The organism is Hymenobacter psoromatis (genome assembly GCA_001596155.1).
Lineage (GTDB): Bacteria > Bacteroidota > Bacteroidia > Cytophagales > Hymenobacteraceae > Hymenobacter.
Genome location: CP014771.1, coordinates 2,798,720 through 2,814,963 on the forward strand (window position 1 = coordinate 2,798,720; position 16,244 = coordinate 2,814,963).

At 62.2% G+C, this 16,244-nt stretch carries 20 protein-coding genes; 8 read left to right on the forward strand and 12 right to left on the reverse strand.

What is annotated here, in order from left to right:
* Positions 1 to 32 precede the first annotated feature (32 nt).
* Together A0257_11775 and A0257_11780 are read right to left on the reverse strand one after the other, a co-directional pair.
* Positions 33 to 233: an arginine decarboxylase gene (locus A0257_11775; protein ID AMR29731.1), complete on the reverse strand. Its 201-nt coding sequence runs from the start codon at positions 231 to 233 to the stop codon at positions 33 to 35.
* 76 nt (positions 234 to 309) lie between these two features.
* Positions 310 to 747 carry a hypothetical protein gene (locus A0257_11780; GenBank protein ID AMR27708.1) on the reverse strand — a complete coding sequence of 146 codons (438 nt, stop codon included), beginning with the start codon at positions 745 to 747 and terminating at the stop codon, positions 310 to 312.
* An 823-nt stretch (positions 748 to 1,570) separates the two neighbouring features.
* Between A0257_11780 and A0257_11785 the strand changes: the two genes are divergently transcribed.
* From A0257_11785 to A0257_11815, 7 genes are all read left to right on the forward strand, one after another.
* Complete coding sequence (locus A0257_11785) at positions 1,571 to 2,173, forward strand: hypothetical protein (GenBank protein ID AMR27709.1); 603 nt, start codon at positions 1,571 to 1,573, stop codon at positions 2,171 to 2,173.
* A 76-nt stretch (positions 2,174 to 2,249) separates the two neighbouring features.
* Entirely contained in the window at positions 2,250 to 2,651 is a 402-nt protein-coding gene (locus tag A0257_11790; GenBank protein ID AMR29732.1) for a hypothetical protein, read from the forward strand.
* Between the two features lie 5 nt (positions 2,652 to 2,656).
* The gene (locus A0257_11795) at positions 2,657 to 4,102 is read left to right on the forward strand and encodes a hypothetical protein (GenBank protein ID AMR27710.1); all 1,446 of its coding nucleotides are present in this window, start codon (positions 2,657 to 2,659) and stop codon (positions 4,100 to 4,102) included.
* A gap of 178 nt (positions 4,103 to 4,280) precedes the next feature.
* Entirely contained in the window at positions 4,281 to 4,913 is a 633-nt protein-coding gene (locus tag A0257_11800; GenBank protein AMR27711.1) for a hypothetical protein, read from the forward strand.
* 172 nt (positions 4,914 to 5,085) lie between these two features.
* On the forward strand, positions 5,086 to 5,673 hold the full coding sequence (locus A0257_11805) for a hypothetical protein (GenBank protein ID AMR27712.1): 588 nt from the start codon (positions 5,086 to 5,088) through the stop codon (positions 5,671 to 5,673).
* Positions 5,674 to 5,725: 52 nt separating this feature from the next.
* Positions 5,726 to 6,088, forward strand: a complete 363-nt coding sequence (locus A0257_11810) for a hypothetical protein (protein AMR27713.1) — start codon at positions 5,726 to 5,728, stop codon at positions 6,086 to 6,088.
* Positions 6,089 to 6,208: 120 nt separating this feature from the next.
* On the forward strand, positions 6,209 to 7,735 hold the full coding sequence (locus tag A0257_11815; GenBank protein ID AMR27714.1) for a hypothetical protein: 1,527 nt from the start codon (positions 6,209 to 6,211) through the stop codon (positions 7,733 to 7,735).
* A gap of 223 nt (positions 7,736 to 7,958) precedes the next feature.
* On the opposite strand, the gene A0257_11820 is transcribed toward A0257_11815, so the two are convergent.
* The 4 genes from A0257_11820 to A0257_11835 form a co-directional block, all read right to left on the reverse strand.
* Positions 7,959 to 8,627: a hypothetical protein gene (locus A0257_11820; protein ID AMR27715.1), complete on the reverse strand. Its 669-nt coding sequence runs from the start codon at positions 8,625 to 8,627 to the stop codon at positions 7,959 to 7,961.
* Positions 8,628 to 8,795: 168 nt separating this feature from the next.
* Complete coding sequence (locus A0257_11825; protein ID AMR27716.1) at positions 8,796 to 9,503, reverse strand: hypothetical protein; 708 nt, start codon at positions 9,501 to 9,503, stop codon at positions 8,796 to 8,798.
* A 62-nt stretch (positions 9,504 to 9,565) separates the two neighbouring features.
* Positions 9,566 to 9,817 (reverse strand): hypothetical protein, encoded by a 252-nt coding sequence (locus A0257_11830; protein ID AMR27717.1) that lies wholly within the window; start codon positions 9,815 to 9,817, stop codon positions 9,566 to 9,568.
* Positions 9,818 to 10,398: 581 nt separating this feature from the next.
* Entirely contained in the window at positions 10,399 to 10,695 is a 297-nt protein-coding gene (locus tag A0257_11835; GenBank protein AMR27718.1) for a hypothetical protein, read from the reverse strand.
* A gap of 521 nt (positions 10,696 to 11,216) precedes the next feature.
* Between A0257_11835 and A0257_11840 the strand changes: the two genes are divergently transcribed.
* Positions 11,217 to 12,392 (forward strand): hypothetical protein, encoded by a 1,176-nt coding sequence (locus tag A0257_11840; protein AMR27719.1) that lies wholly within the window; start codon positions 11,217 to 11,219, stop codon positions 12,390 to 12,392.
* A gap of 210 nt (positions 12,393 to 12,602) precedes the next feature.
* On the opposite strand, the gene A0257_11845 is transcribed toward A0257_11840, so the two are convergent.
* From A0257_11845 to A0257_11870, 6 genes are all read right to left on the reverse strand, one after another.
* On the reverse strand, positions 12,603 to 13,214 hold the full coding sequence (locus A0257_11845) for a dephospho-CoA kinase (GenBank protein AMR27720.1): 612 nt from the start codon (positions 13,212 to 13,214) through the stop codon (positions 12,603 to 12,605).
* 112 nt (positions 13,215 to 13,326) lie between these two features.
* Positions 13,327 to 13,809, reverse strand: coding sequence for a hypothetical protein (locus A0257_11850; protein ID AMR27721.1), 483 nt, complete (start codon positions 13,807 to 13,809; stop codon positions 13,327 to 13,329).
* A gap of 1 nt (position 13,810) precedes the next feature.
* Complete coding sequence (locus A0257_11855; GenBank protein ID AMR27722.1) at positions 13,811 to 14,146, reverse strand: hypothetical protein; 336 nt, start codon at positions 14,144 to 14,146, stop codon at positions 13,811 to 13,813.
* Between the two features lie 59 nt (positions 14,147 to 14,205).
* Complete coding sequence (locus A0257_11860) at positions 14,206 to 14,688, reverse strand: hypothetical protein (protein AMR27723.1); 483 nt, start codon at positions 14,686 to 14,688, stop codon at positions 14,206 to 14,208.
* 81 nt (positions 14,689 to 14,769) lie between these two features.
* Positions 14,770 to 15,774 (reverse strand): isocitrate dehydrogenase, encoded by a 1,005-nt coding sequence (locus tag A0257_11865; GenBank protein AMR27724.1) that lies wholly within the window; start codon positions 15,772 to 15,774, stop codon positions 14,770 to 14,772.
* 82 nt (positions 15,775 to 15,856) lie between these two features.
* Entirely contained in the window at positions 15,857 to 16,165 is a 309-nt protein-coding gene (locus A0257_11870; GenBank protein ID AMR27725.1) for a gas vesicle protein, read from the reverse strand.
* Positions 16,166 to 16,244 lie beyond the last annotated feature (79 nt).

Below are 16,244 nucleotides of genomic sequence, written 5' to 3' on the forward strand. Positions count from 1 at the left end.
ACGCCGCCGGTATGCTGAATTCATTATTAGAATCAGTTGCAGCCGCAGCCGCCGCCTACTTTGCCGCCGTTGGCGCCGCCCCCACCCTCGCGGTAGCTCTCGAAGTTGACTTCGGAGGTTTCGACTTTGCGGGTGGCCAGCTTCATATCCTCGTCGTTGAGGTAGGCTTTCTGGTAGGCGGCCACCGACACGCAGCTCGGGAGCAGGGCGCTGGCAGCCAGCAGCAGGCCCAGCAAGGCCGGGCGGAAGGGAAAAGGCTTCATAGAATAGCGGCGCGAAAAGAGGGGGGTAGGAGCGGCCCGGTGCGGCCTAACTCGTGATGGTGAGGATGTTGCCGCTCTGCGCCACGGTGTATTGGCGCAGCCCGCCCGGCGAGGGGCCGCTGACCACGCCGCCGCTCAGGTTGAAAATGGCGTTGTGATTGGGGCAGATAAAGCGGTTCTGCGACGGGTTGAAATATACGCTGGTGCCCTGGTGCGGGCACGATGCCTGGAAGGCGAGGTAGGTGCCGGCCGTGGTTTTGGCCACGATAATGGCGCGGCTATCAACGTAGATGTAGCCCAAGGTAGCGTCGTTGAGCGGCGCGCTGGTGGTGGCCGTCAGGTCCACCGTGAGGTTGACGCCGGTGGCGGCGGCCACGGGCGTGGGGTTGCTGCCCGCGCTGTTGCCGCAGCCGCCCAGGCAGGCCGAGGCCAGCAGCGAAGCCGCCCCGAGCCCGAAGAGCTGCATGAAATCTTTACGGTTCATTTCCGAAGTATTTGCCATCGCTAAAGCACGGGAAAAAGGGTGAAGCGTAAAAGAAATATCACTAGCGTAGCTGGTAAAAGCTTGCCTGCCCAGCCTGGCGGGCAGCTTTGGTAGTAAGAGCCACCAAACTCCGCCTACCCCCACGCCCTCCCGCAATTTATTTTACCCGGCCCAACGCGTTGCACTGATTAGGCTGACTATCAAACTAGCGCAGTTCACAAGTCCGTGTGCACGAACCTGAAATTTGCTGTCATAGGCATCATATAGCCAGTATCAGTCCGGCATTCCGGGCTTGCCAAGGAATCTCGCCCGCGTTGTCGGACACTGCCCGAACGGCCCGCGCGCAATTTTTCGGCAAGCTCAGCATGACAGGATGATGCCTGCCTGAACAGCTCCACCAGAGCGTCAACTACGCTGCTCAGCGAACACGCGCGCCGCCCCAAAATGGCCGGGCCAGGGCGGCGGGGTGGCCAATGGCAACGAGGGCGGCGGCGCTGTAGCGGAAGGACTCGAACCTTCAGGAAGTGGTTAGGCGGCGCGGGCGGCGCTTTATCCCGAGCCTTCACCCCCGAGAGAGGAGGGCGTGTCTGCCAGTTTCACCACGCTACAAGAATACGCCGGCGGCAAAGCAGCAGCAAAATTGGCCGGACTAGCGGCGGCAGAAAATGAGCAAGCTCACTTTCGAAAGTGACGCGTGGCATTTGGCCGGGCCCGCCCCACGGCGAATTTTGATGCCTTGTTCTCCCCGTCTTTGCCCAGCAGCCCTACCCCCTTGGCAGAGCTGAGGCGGCACCGGCCACCCCGCCCTTTTCCCTTCCCGCCCATGCTTTCGCGCGTTTTCGCTTCCTGTCCTGGCTATCGCGGCGCGGGCAGGGGGGTTGGGCTGCTGCTGCTGGCGCTGCTGAGCAGCCAGGCCAGCTGGAGCCAGCGCCCCCAGCCCTCGCGCAAAATTGCGCTGCCGGCCGGCACCGACAAAAAAGAGCTCTCGCCCAAGCAGGTGGATGAAGCCCTGCGCCTATTCTTGCGGGCCGATTCGCTGCAACAGGCCAGCCGGGTGCAGCCGGGCCTGGAAGCCGATGCTGAGGGCTTCGTGCTGGACCAGACTATTACCAAGCCGGGCCATGATTTCTACGAGCTGTTCTACAGCTCGTTGCAGGCCGTTACGGGCCTGGGCGACTATACCATCACGCTGAGCGAGCGGCCCATTCGGGGCACGTCGTCGCTCATTTCGATGAACGTGAACGATACCGAGCTGCTCGAAATACCCCTGCCCACCCGCATCGAGCAAATTGAAGAGGCCGTGGCCGCCGCCGTCGAAACGGCCGGCGACTACCTCACCGAGCAGCAGACCCTCAGCACCCAGATGGAAACCGTGCATCCGACCTCCGCCGCTTCGCCTACCCCCGCCCCGCCGCCCAAGCACTAGCCGGCCGCGGCCCCACCCCAACCTACCCTACCCCCACCTCTCTTCACTACCTGCTATGAACAAACATTTTCTCGTACTGCTGCTGCTCGTGCTGGGCAGCGCGGCCCGCCCGGCCCAGGCCCAACGCTTTGTATATACGCCGGTGAACCCGGCTTTTGGCGGCAACACCTTCAACTACAGCTGGCTGCAAGCCTCGGCCACGGCCCAGAACACCACCGTGGACCCGGCTTCCGCTGGCCAGAACGCCACCGCCAACCCGCTCACCCAGTTCAGCGCCAACCTCAACCAGCAGGTGCTTTCGCAGCTCACCAACCGGCTGCTGACCTCGCAGTTTGGCCAGGGCGCCATCAAGGCCGGGTCCTACACGGTGGGCACTTACCAGATTCAGGTAACGCCCGGCGGCAACGGGGTAGTGGTGACGGTGGTGGACTCCGGCACCGGCAACCAGACGACCATCACCATTCCTAACGGCTTGTAGGTCATATGCTTGCCACCTGCCTACCCCAGCCTACCCCCCGCCGCTGGCCCTGGGCCGCGCGCGGCCTGCTGGCCGCCGCGCTGCTCACGGCCAGCAGCTGCGTGCCCTACCTGCACCAGCACCTGCTGGCGCCGCAACCCGCCCGCCTGGGGGCCGAGGTGGCCGGCAACGAGCCGTGGCACCAACTGCCCGCCCCCGCCGGCAAGACGGTGGTGGCGGTGTACAAGTTTCGGGACCAGACGGGCCAGTACCGCCTCCAGGACAACGGCACCAGTTTCTCCACCGTCGTCACGCAGGGCGCTACCAGCATTTTGCTGCGGGCCCTGGAAGAGTCGCGCTGGTTTGAATCGATTGAGCGCGAAAACATCGGCAACCTGCTGAATGAGCGCAAGATAATTCGCTCGGCGCAGTCCGAGTTCGCGGCCCAGACCGGCAAGCAGGCGTTGCCGCTGGCCTCGATGCTCTTCGCCAGCATTATTCTGGAGGGCGGCATTATCTCCTATGATTCCAACATCATTACGGGCGGCGGCGGGCTGCGCTACTTCGGGTCCGGTGCCTCGGGCCAGTACCGGCAGGATAGGGTGACGGTGTACCTGCGGGCCATCAGCACCAACACGGGGCGCATCATGAAAACGGTGTACACGTCCAAAACCATCCTGTCGCAGCAGGTGAGCGCGGGCGTGTTTCAGTTCGTGGATTTCAAGCACCTGCTCGAAACCGAAACGGGCTTTACCTACAACGAGCCCAGCGAGATGGCCGTGAAGGAGGCTATCGAGAAGTCGGTGCAGGCCCTTATTATGGAAGGCGTGCAGGACCGATTCTGGGCCCCGCGCGACACGGCCGAAGCCCACGGCCCGGCCATGCGGACCTATCTGCGCGAAAAAACCGAGAACCTGAACATCGACGAGCTGGGCCGGGTGCAGCAGCCGCGCCGCGCCGCCGTGGGCCTGCGCCTGGCCGGCGCCGCGCAGCGCTACTCGGGCGACTACAGCAACCCGCAGCTGCGGCCCGCCATTGAAGCCAGCCTGCACGTGCAGGTGAACCCGGCCTGGAGCCTGTTTGCCACCGGGGGCCGGGGAGGGCTGGCGGCGGGGGTAGGCGGCAGCTCCTTCGACCAGACCTTTCTATACGCGGAGGCGGGCGCGCTGCTGCGCCTGCTCCCGCGGGACCGCCTCACGCCCTACCTGCTGGCCGGCGGCGGCGTTACGCGGCGCGAGCGGCGCACCGACACGCCGTATAACACGCTGCCCCACGCCGTGGTGGGGGTAGGGCTCGAATACCTGGTGACCAACCGCCTGGGCGTGAGCGCGCAGCTCGATAATCACCTCTACTTCAACGACCAGCTCGACCTGCTGGCGCGAGGCAGCTACAACGACTACTACTGGGGTGCCCGCGTGGGCGCGGTGTTTTACCTGGGCCGGCTGGGCGGGCCGGCGGGGCGGCCCCGCTAGCCGGCAAAACCTCCGGCGTACGTATTTATACCTGGTACGATATCATTTTAGAGAGAAAGTTTTTAAAATTACTCCCTTTGGGGTATTGATTCTAGGTTACTACCCCCAATACCTTTGACTTATTCTTCCGGCCGGAGAATGTCTCTCTCATCCCCTACCACTTCAACTACCCAACCTCATGAATACGCTTAAACTCAAACTGCTCGCCGCTTCCCTGTTCGCTTGCTCCGCCGCGTTTGCCCAAACCCCGCGCACTACCCCCTACGACCTTGGCACGGCTCCCGGCCCTAATAATGGCGTGGGTGCTTCTACCAGCCGCTCGACTTCTGCGCGCGGCGTGTCGTTCACCAACGACTCCTACGTGCTGCAGAACGGCCCCAGCCAGTATGCCAAGGTGGACCAGAGCGGCGGCGGTGCCGGCAACTCGGCCGACATCATTCAGAATCTGGCCAACGACCCGTCTGACTTCGGCATGGACGCTACTCAGACCCAGATTCACAGCGGCACAGCCGGCCGCAACAAGGCATTTGCCCGCCAGGATGGCGACCGCAGCGTGTCTATCCAGTACCAGCAGGGTGGTGGCAACACGGGCAACGTGTACCAGGATGACGAGGACTTCAACTACGCCACGCAGTCGCAGATTGGCGACAACAACCGGGCCGGCATCACGCAGAACAGCGGCGATAACTACGCCAAGCAGACGCAGCAAGGCAACAACAACTACGCTACCACGCAGCAGCAGAACTACGCCAGCTCCAGCACCATTGCCCAGACTGGCAACATGAACACGGCTATCGTAAGCCAGCGCTAGTCGCTTCCTACCCGGCCGTTCGGGCCGGCCTGACTACAGCCGGGCTCCGGGCTGGCAGCTTGCCAGCTTGGAGCCCGGCTTGATGGCTGCTTAACCCTGGCTTTGAGTACAACCGTTTTTTTCCTAAACCTCTACTAGTATGAAAACCTGCTGGTTACTACTGCTACTTTGTTTGGGCCTCGGGCATGTGGCCTGGGCGCAAGCCCCCGGCACAAGCCAGGCCGCCACGGCCGAGCAGCGCCTGGCCGAAGACCTGGGGGTGGACCGCCTGCGCAACGCGCTGCTCCTGCCCGCTTCCGACGCGCGCAACACCACTTCCTTGCTGCAAACCGGCACGGCCAACACCGCCACTATCGACCAGACCAGCCTAGGCACGCCGGCCAACCAGGCCGCCGTGGTGCAGGCCGGCGTCGGCAATGGCCTGACGCTGAATCAGGCGGGCCTCGGCAACCAGGCGACCTTTGGCCAGACCGGCAACGCCAACCAGGCCACGCTGCGCCAGTCGGGCAGCAGCAACACCATTGATGGCCAGGTGACGGGCGACGACAACGCGCTGGACGTGCAGCAGCAGGGCCAAGGCAACCGCTACTCGACGCAGCTCACGGGCAACCGCGGCCGCTACACCATCGAGCAAATTGGCAGTGGCAACAGCCTGACGCAGCGCGAAACCTCCACTACTACCCCCCTGCCCGGCTATAGCGTGCAGCAGCAGGGCAGCGGGATGCACCTGACCATTGAGCAGGGCAAGGTATTTCCGTAGCGGGCCGCGCGGTGCCGCTTTGCTTTTTTCTACGCCCTATCTACCTCTTACTATGAAACTTACTTTGCTACTGGCCCTGGTGGCGTGGCCGGCCCTGGCGGCTTTGCAAGCCAGCCCGCCGTGCCTGGCCCACCTGGCGCTGCACGAGCAGGATGGCCTGCTGCACATCACGGGTAGCTGCCGCAGCCAGTTGGCGCAGGCGGCGCAGTACCGCTATGAGCTGCGCACGCAGCGCGCGGGGCGGGCGGGCCAATCCACTACTACCCAGGGCGGGCGCTTTGAGCTGCCAGCGGGCCAGGAGGTGACGCTTTCGCAAGTGAGCCTTAATGCTGGAGCCGATGCGCACTATCACCTGCACCTGCTGGTGTACGATGCCACTGGCCACGCCGTGGCCCAGGACTCGGCCAGCCGATGATTCCCTCCCCCCCTCCCTCCGACTCAGGCAGCAGTGCCTGAGTCTTTTTGAGTTTATACCGGCCGGGCTTTTTTGCCCTACCCCCTCGCGCTTCTCCCACCCTCCCCACTCCTTCTTTCTATGAATGCAACCAAATACTTTTTTCTGATAATCAGCTGGTTAATGCTGGCCGGCTGCACCGAAACCACCGTGGAGCCTACGCGCTACGGCACGCTCACGGGCACGGTGCTCGATGCCCGCAACAGCCAGCCGCTGGCCAATGTCGTCATCACGACCAACCCGGCCACGAGCAGCTATATTACGGATGCAAAGGGGCAGTTTAGCATTGGACAGGTGCCCACCGGGGCCGTCAACGTAACGGCCCACAAGGCCGACTATACGGACCAGACGACCAGCGTCACGGTTACGGAAGGTCAGAATCAGAACGTGGCTTTGATACTGGCCAAAACTGCCACCAGCACCACTACCCCCAACTCCCCCGCCCAGCCCAGCCCGGCCAACGGCGCCACCGGCCAGCCCATTCAGCTTACCCTGGCCTGGCACTCGGTGGGCACGGCCAAGAGCGACTCGCTGCGCTACTCGGTGGTGCTCTATGAAAGCAACAACCTCAACCAGCAAAACCTGCTCACCAATGCCCGCGACTCGACCGTGCAGGTGAATTTGCGCTACAACACTACCTATTTCTGGCAGGTCACGGCCACGAATATGTCGGGCACCGGCAGCAGTGTGCGTTCGCCGGTGTGGACCTTTCAGACGGCGGCCCTGCCCGACAACCGCTTCCTGTTTGTGCGCCTGACGGGCCTCAACTCGGACATTTATTCGTCGAATAAAACCGGCGGCGACCTGGTGCGCCTCACCAGCGAGGCCACCACCGAAACCGCCCCCCAGCTCAGCCCCAACCGCGACCTGATTGCCTACACTTCCAACGAAACGGGCCAGTTTCAGCTCTATACCATGAACCGCGACGGCTCAAACCGGCGGCGCATCACCACACTCGCTGTGGAGGGCTACAACAACGCCGGCCTGGGCTACCGCTGGTCGCCCGACGGCGCGCAGCTTATTTACGCGCACTACAATCAGCTCTACCGCGTGAACCGCGATGGCACGGGCCTGCAGCTGCTGGCCACCGCGCCCGCCGACCGCCACTTCCGCGAGTGCGACTGGACGGCCCAGAACGGCGGCCGGCTGGTGGTGCAAACCATTGGCGTAAATGCCTACGACGCTGAATTATACCTGCTCAACACCGATGGCAGCGGTGCCGTCCTGCTGGTGGGCAACCTGCCGGGCCGGCTCGACTCGCCGAGCTTCAGCGTGGATGGCAGCCGGGTGATGTACACCCGCGACGCCGCGGGCTTCGACAGCCCCACCGGGCGGCAGCTCGACGCGCATATCTTCACCCAGCGCCTCGACGGCAGCACCCTGCTCGACGTGACGGCCACCAGCAGCAACGGCGGCGGCAGCAGCGGCACTCCCAAAGCGACGGGCACCAATGACCTGAACCCGCGCTACTCGCCCGATGGCTACTCCATCATCTTCGTCAACCAGGTCAACGATAACCTCACGCCCGGCGAAATCTGGACCGTCGATGCCAGCGGCACGTCCCGCACCAAACAGTTCGCCAACGCCGCCCTACCCGACTGGAAATGACTAATAACTAACTGCTGTTACGCGACGGGCAGTAGCGCGAACTTTGTAGTTCGCGTCCCCGCGCCGTTCTACTGGCTTTAACGGCGCGGGGACGCGAACTACAAAGTTCGCGCTACTGCCCGCTGCCATCTCGAATAAGATAATGCGTAACAGCAGTTACTAATGACGGACTACTAATTACTAATGACCATCTAAATATCATTAGTCACTAGTCATTCTTCCTCTATACCATGCCCAGGCCCAGGTGCGCCAGGCGCTGGCTGATGTCGTTGGACTTGATTTTGCGCTGGATGTTGCGGCGGTGCGTCTTCACGGTGAAGTAGCTGATAAACAGCTTTTCGGCGATGGCCGCGTTGGTCGCGCCAGCCAGGATGAGGGCCAGGATTTCCTGTTCGCGGTCGCTCAGCTCGTCGTCGGCGCGCTTGCCCTTGCGGGCGGCCAGCCAGGCCGCAAAGTCGGGGTGGTCGAGGCTGAAGCGCACGTCGGCGGTAGTTTTGTGGGCCGTGATGTCGGTGAAGAGACTGGCCGTAGCCAGCGGGCGGCCCTGCGCATCCTGGGCCAGAATAAAGTTTTGGCGCAGCACGTGCAGGTAGTGCCCCGCCTGGCAGCGCAGCCGGTAGTCGATGCTGAAACACGGGGGGGGTAGGGCCAGCGCGGGGCCGCACTGCTGCAAAAACTCGCTGGCCAGCGCCGAGGCCTGCCCCACGGCCGGGCGGTCGTCGGGGTGCGTGGCCTCGTAAAGCTGCGTCAGGCTGAGCTGCTCGGGGGCGTAGCCCAGCAGGCGGCTCGTGCCGGGGCTGCTGTAGCAGCACTGCTGCTGCCAAACTTCAAAAACCACCAGGAACTGACTGGCAAACAGCCGACCAGTCAGCTGCTCGGCGGCCTGCCGCACGCTGCCCGGCGCAGGGGGGGTAGGGCCGGCGGGGCGGGCACCGGCGCATCAAAAGGCAAAAGCATGGGGGCGGGAAGGGGAAGGGCAAAGGTGCCCCTACCCTCCGCCTGTGGCATTGACGAGCGTCATTACCCAAACTGACCTTGGTCAGCTTTTTACGCCGCCGCTTTAGTCAAACTGGGTGGCGATGGCCACCAGCTGCTGGGGTGCCAGAATGGTAATGGCGCTGCCCCGCGTGGTGACCATGCCCTCGTGCTTAAACTCGGAGAGCATGCGCGTGGTGGTTTCCTTGGTGGTACCCATGAGCGCGCCTAGGTCCTCGCGCGAGATGGCGATGGTGAAAGGCTGGGCGTCGCCCTCGGCCCGGTAGGTGCTTTGCAGCAGCAGCAGGGCCTCGGCCAGGCGCTCGCGCACGGGCTTGTAGGCCAGGTGCAGCATGCGGGCGGCGTTGGTGCTGAGGGCGTCGGCCAGCAGGTGCAGCAACCCGCTATTAAACTGCTGATTATTACCCATTCGCACGCTCAGCACGGGCTTCGGAATGAGGCACACCGTGCAGTCGCTCAGGGCCACGGCCGAGGTTGTGTGCGGGGTGCCGGCCACCAGGGCGCGGTAGCCCAGCACGTCGCCCGCTTTGCCCAGGCGAATAATCTGCTCCTTGCCATCGCCGCCCGATTTCGTGATTTTAATCTTGCCCTGATGCACGCAATAGAGGCCGGCCGCGCGGGTGCCTTCCGCAAAAATCATCTGGCCCGCCGCGTAGTGCTGGCTGGTTTTGGCCTGGGAGATGGCCGTGATGTCGGCAGTGGTGCAGCAGTTGAGCAGATTGTGGCGGCAGCTTGAACAGTTTTGACAGGTGGGAGTAGCTAAGCGGTTCATAGAGAGAGAGGGTAGGGAAGAGCAGAGTAGTCAACCCCACGAACGCGCGGGGCGCAGGCGGGCTAGTTGGCGCGATGCGGGCCAGGGCCATAGAGCGGCTGGAAAGCCTCGGCCCGGCTGATTTCGCCATTGAGGTAGCGCTGCAGGCGGTGCTGGCTGCCAGGCTGCGGCACCTGCCCGCCAAAGGCCTGGCAGAGCAGCGCGTTTTCGACTTCGCGCAGGCGGGTAGCGTAGGCAAGCTGGTCTTCGGGCGACTGCACCGTGGCGGTGGCGAAATCAAATTGCAGGCCTGGAGTTAAGTAGGTAAGTGCCATGTTTTCAGAGAGAAGGAGATAAGAAGAGCGGTCGAAGGAAGCTGGCCCGCGGGCAGGCAGCAGCGGCAGAAAGGTCCGGCGTAGGGTAGAAATGCCGCGCCCGCATCGAGCGGGCAGCGCCGGGGCGCGGGCGTTAGGGCGGATAGCTGGTATGCTGGCGGAAGGGGCATCCCGCGGGCCTGGCTAAGTTTTTCATAGTAAAAAGAGAGCAGAAACTCCGAGTGGTTCGCGCCTGCCTGGCTCAGCGTTAATGGCTACAACCCCCGCTACGCTACCCCCACCAAGCCACCATAGCACGCATGAATAGCCGGCAAGAGATAAAACTATTTTGCCGCGTCCTGGCGGGCACCCGGCTACTGACCAGGGAAACAGCTTGTTTAACCGCTAAGAAGCAAGTAGCTAACAGGCAGTTTGCTTGGTGAAAAAACAGTGAGTAAAACTACCGATTTAGTTTTGAGTGGCGCTTTATACTAGCTGAATTTCGCTTTTGCATAGCTGAAAACTATTTTGCGCTATCTAAAGAAAAATTTGCACATGCCCAATCCAGGTATTTATACCTGGCTTATAGTTAAGCTTAAAAACTACGAGCTGCGCAGGGCTTGCAGCAGCTCGTCCTGGTAGGGCTTGGCTAGCGGCACTTCGTGGCCAGCCAGCAGCAGGGTGCCACCTTCCACGCTGTCAATCAGCTCGGGGTTAACAATATAGGAGCGGTGCACGCGTCGAAAATGCGCGAAAGGCAGCCATTCCGCGATGCTTTTCAACGTCAGGTGCACGATGTGCTTGCAATGCGCCGTCACGAACACCGAGTAGGTTGACATGGCTTCGATGTAGAGCACCTCGTCGAAATTGAGCCGCACCAGCCGGTTGTTCACCTTCACAAACAGCCAGCGCCGCCGGCGCGCTCGTGAACGATGCCAACCGACAGAGGGTGGGCGTGAGGTCAACATAATAAGCCAGGCGGGTCATATCCAGCTCATTATCGTCCACGATAACGCACGTGAGCGGGGGCAAGCCGGTCGTGGAGCAGGTCGTTGGAGCTGGCTAAATATAGAGGTTTTTTCGCAAAAAAAACGTGCCTACCCCCCGCTTTCGCGGCAGCGCGCGCCCAACGACTACTCAGCTTTAGCGAGCCGGCACGGCGTGGGTGGGGGCGGCCATCGGGTCGTGGGCCGCCAGGTATTGGTGGCGCCATATTACCCAGGTGAGGCCAATGGCAGCGCTCACCACCAGCAGGATATGCACGATACGCTCCTGGCGCGCGATGATGTCGAAGCGTTTCATGGGGGTAGGCCGTTGGAGCCGGGTCCTTAACGCAGGCCACGCGGGGAGGTTGCGGGGCACCTGCCGGGGGCTTCGGGCAAGGGAGCATGGCCCGCCGGGCGGCCCGTACCTTTGCCCCATGCCCTTGCTCGAAGTAGTTACCCGCCGCCAGCAGCGGCAATTTTGCGCCCTACCCCACCGCCTGCATCGCCACGAGCCCGCCTACATCGGCCCGCTCGATAATGAGGTAGATGCCGTGTTTGACCCCGCCAAAAACCAGCTGTTCGCGGCCGGCGGCGAGGCCCGGCGCTGGCTGCTCACCGATGCGCAGGGGGTAGTAACCGGCCGCATCGCGGCCTTCGTCAACCCGCTCACCGCCACCGCCACCGACCCCACGCTGCCCACCGGCGGCCTGGGCTTTTTTGAGGGCACTAACGACCAGGCGGCGGCCAACGAGCTGTTTGACGTGGCCTGCAAATGGCTGAAAGCCCGCGGCATGCTGGCCGTGGATGGCCCCATCAATTTCGGCGACCGCGACCGGTTCTGGGGCGTGCTCATCGATGGCTTCGACCGCGAACCCAACTACGGGATGTTCTGGCATCCAGCTTATTACCAGCATTTATTTGAAAACTACGGCTTTCAGCTCTACTTCAAGCAGTATACTTGCTACCGGCCGGTGAATATGCTGCTGCACCCCAGCTTTCATAAAAAGCTGGCCAATTTTTCGGCCGACAGCCACTTTCGCTTCGCCCACGCGCGCAAGGCCGAGCCGGAGAAGATGGCTCTTGATTTTCACCACATCTATAACCTGGCCTGGGGCCGCCACGCGGGCGTGAAGCCTATGACCCTCGACCAGGCCCGCCACTTGGTGCGGGAGATGATGCCGGTGCTCGATGAAAACATCCTGGCCTTTGCCTACCACGACGACGAGCCGGTGGCATTTTTCCTCAACCTGCCCGAGCTCAACCAGATTTTCAAGCACATTGGCCACCGCCTCAACCTCATCGGCAAGCTGCGCTTTGTGTGGGCACGTTGGCGCTACATGCGGCGAACCGACAAAAAGCTGCTGGGCATTATTTACGGCGTCGTGCCTGAGTTTCAGGGCACCGGCGTTGACCTCGCCCTCATTACCTGGACCCAGGATAGGTTTATAAAGGTTGGCTACCAGGACATTGAGATGAACTGGATTGGCGATTTCAACCCCCGCATGCTGGTAACCACGCGCAGCATCGGGGCCAAAATCGTGAAAACCCACGCCACCTACCGCAAGCTGTTTGTGGACCGCCCCTTCGAGCGCTACCCCATCATTCGGTGAAAGAGGGGGTAGAGAATTTGGCTTGAAGAGTCAGCTGAGCAGTAGTTCGTCGTTCCTTGCTCTGAATCTGAGTAGTCCATTAAAAGTAACCGAATAAAAAGAACGTCATTCCGAGCTTGCTGAGGAATCTCACTCGCGTCATTGAACGATAGCCAACGATGCGAGCGAGATTTCTCGGCAAGCTCGGAATGACGTTCTTTTGATAACTAGTTACTGTTGCCCGCGCACTTCAATTCTAAACTCCAAATCCAGCGTCAGCACCTGGGGTAGCACCAGCTGCGAGTCGTCGTTATACACCACGTATTCAGCGCGCGCCAGCTTTTCCTCCTCGCTCAGCTGCTTGCCCATAATGGCCTGCACCTCAGCGGCCGAGCGGTGGGCGTCGCGGCGCAGCACCCGCGCCGTGCGCACGGCGGCCGGCGCGAAAACGGTAATAATGGCATCGAGCCCCCGATATGCGCCCGATTCGTAGAGCAGCGCGGCTTCCTTGAGGCAGTAGGGGTAGCCCGCCGCGGCCTGCGCCGTGGCCCAGGCCGCGTAGTCGGCCCCCACGCGCGGATGCACCAGGCCATTGAGCCGCGCCAGCTGGGCAGCATCATTAAAAGCGACCTGCGCCAGATAGGGCCGGTTGAGCTGCCCGGCGGCATCGTAGGTTTCGGCCCCGAAGGCGGCTTGCAGCTGCTCGCGCAGCACCGGGTCGTGGGCCATCACCCACTTGGCGCGGCTATCGGAGTCATACACCGGCACGCCCAACGCAGCAAACACCCGCGCCACCACGCTCTTGCCCGAGCCAATTCCGCCGGTGATGCCGATGCGTTTCATGGGATTTCTAATTATGAATTAAAAATTATGAATTACGTCCGGCAAATTACTCGTTCGAAGAATGCCCTTGAGCAATTTCCATTCATAATTTTTAATTCATAATTCATAATTTTTAATTCATAACTCCCCCCACCGAATCGCCGCCCGGCACCAGGTAGTAGCTGGCCGAGTCGGCGGGCAGGGTCACCAGGCGCACAGTGCCCAGGGCGCGGCGCAGCGGGGGCCGCAGCGGCGAGCGAAAGGGCGGCGTGCCGGGCAGCCGCAGGCGCACCTCGGCGGGCGGCAGGTGCATGCCCAGGGCGCGACTCAACAAGCGCCAGCCGTTGCCACCTACTTCCACGGCTACGGTGGGGGGTAGGGCGCGGCTGGGGTGGTAGCGCCGGGCGTTGTAGTGCCAGCTCACCGGGTAGTTGAGGGGCGCCACGTAGCTTTTGTTGAGCGAGCGCAGCATCCACAACGTGCTAGCAATCAGGAAACAGGCAAAAACCACGCGGTAGAAATGCGGTTCTTTCTCGGCCAGCGGGCGCAGCAGCCGGCGCAGCACCTGCACCAGCGGGCCGTGGCCGCTGCCGGCCGGGGGCGGCGCGGGCTTCATGCTAGGCGTTGGTGGCGGGGCTGTCGGTGGTGGCGGGGGTAGGCGAGCCGGCGATGCGGGCCACGGCGCTGCGGTCGAAGCGCATACGCTGGCCGCGCTCTACTTCGAGCAGCACGGTTTCGGGGCCTACCTCCACCAGCAGGCCGTGCAGGCCGCCGATAGTAACCACGCGGGTGCCTTTCACCAGCGACTCGCGGAACGTCTTGGCATCAGCCGTTTTGCGCTGCTGCGGCCGAATCATGAAGAAATACAGCACCAGGCCAATGGCCACCGGAAAGACAAACTGCATGATATTGCCACCGACTGGGGCTTGCAGCAAAAGGGTCAAAAAGGTCATGGATAAAAAATAAGGAGATGCGCTGAAAGCGGGAATCCGGTAAATGTATGGCTCCCGGCTTATTTCGTCAGCACGTTGCCTTTGATATAAATCGTGGTTGTGCTGGGCTGCGTGTTGGCCCGCACGTTCACCTGCTTGCTGATGAGGCCCTGCTTGCCGCGGCTGTCAAACTGCACTTCCAGCTCGCCGGCGGCACCAGGCGCAATAGCGTCCTTGGTCCAGCTGGGGGTAGTGCAGCCGCAGCTGGCCGTGGCATCGGCAATGAGCAGCGGCGACTTGCCCGTGTTGGTAAACTTGAAGGTGTGATGCACCTTGCCATCGGGCTGAATATCACCGAAGTCGAATTGGCTTTCGGCAAAAGTCATCACCGGCGCGTTGGGGTTGGGTGCCTCCGTGTCGCTGGCCACGTTGGGGTTGTCGATGGTCGGGTTGGCTTTGGCATCGGCGGCCGCGTCATCGGCGGCGGCATTCATGCCCTTGGTGCCGGCATCGGTGGGTTTATCATAGCTGCAACCGCCCAGCAGCAGGGCGGCCACGGCCAAAGAGGAGAGAGTAGAACGCAGCATATACTCGGCCCGCGCCGCGCCCCGAAGGGGCCGCCGCGCGGGGTTTGGTTAAAATCTTTATTTCAGCTTGTCGATAATGTGCTGGGCAAACTCGGTGGTCGAGGCTTTGCCGCCCAGGTCGCCGGTGCACTGCTCTTTGTGCAGCAGCGTCGCGTTGAGCGCGGTTTCGATGCGGGTGGCGTAGTCCTTCTCGCCCAGGTGCTCCAGCATCATCAGGGCCGAGCGCAACAGGGCGGTGGGGTTGGCTTTGCCCTGGCCCGCGATGTCGGGGGCCGAGCCGTGCACGGCCTCAAAAATGGCCATGTCGTCGCCGATATTCGCACCGCTCACTACCCCCAGGCCGCCCACCAGGCCAGCGCACAGGTCCGACAGGATGTCGCCAAACAGGTTGGTCGTCACAATCACGTCGAACTGCTGCGGCTTGCTAACCAGCTGCATACACATGTTATCGATGATGCGGTCGTCGTAGAACGTGACCTCCGGAAACTCGGCGGCGGCTTCCAGGCAGGCATCGAGCATCAGCTTGCCGGCATTCTTCAAAATGTTGCCCTTGTGGGCCATCGTCACATGCTTGCGCCCGTGCTTGGCGGCGTAGGCAAAGGCCGCGCGGCAGATTTTGCGGCAGCCCACCACCGTGATGCGGCTGATGGAATCAGCGATACCCAGGCGCTCATCCCAGATTTCGAGGCCCGCGTATAGCCCCTCAGTATTTTCGCGAAACAGCACCAGGTCAATGCCGTTGAAGGGGGTAGTAACACCTGCGGTGGTTTTGGCCGGGCGCACGTTCTGGTAGAGGTCGTACTTCTGGCGCAGCGTAATATTCACGCTCCGAAACCCCTTGCCAATCGGCGTCGTCACGGGTCCTTTCAGGCCCACGCGGGTGCGCTCCAGCGAGTCGAACAGCGCCTGGGGCAGCAGCTGGCCGCTTTCGGCCAGGGCCGTTTCGCCGGCGTTGTGCGAGTCCCACTGCACGGGCACTTGGGCCGCCGTGAAAATATCCACGACGGCGCGGGTGATTTCCGGGCCAATACCGTCGCCGGGAATAAGGGTTACAAGATGCATTCTTTTCTAAGGTTTGAAAGTTTCTGGTTCCTGGTTCCCGATTACTAGCTTAAACAACAACCAGAAACCAGGACCCAGGGACTTACAGCGCGCGGCGCGAGTTAATCTGGCTGATGAGCTGGTCAACGTCGCCGAGCAGCTGCTCGGCCTTGCTCTTGGCATCCTGAATCACGCGCTGGCCCTCGCTCTTGGCCGACGACGGGGTGTTGTCGCGGCTCGTAACCAGGCTTTCGGTGAGGTCGGCGAGCACCGAGCGGTACTTCTCCAGCTGGTAGCTGAGCCAGGAACGAGTTTCGCGGCCGGTTTCGGGCGCGTAGAGCAGGCTGATGGCGGCCCCGGCAAGGGCGCCACCCGTGAAGCACAGCAGGCCGGTGGTGGTTTTGCTAGCCATTCTTTTTAAGAATTAAAGATGGAGAATGAAAGATAAATGGTCCGTGATTACCAGGTAAACAGGAGTTACCGGGTAACGC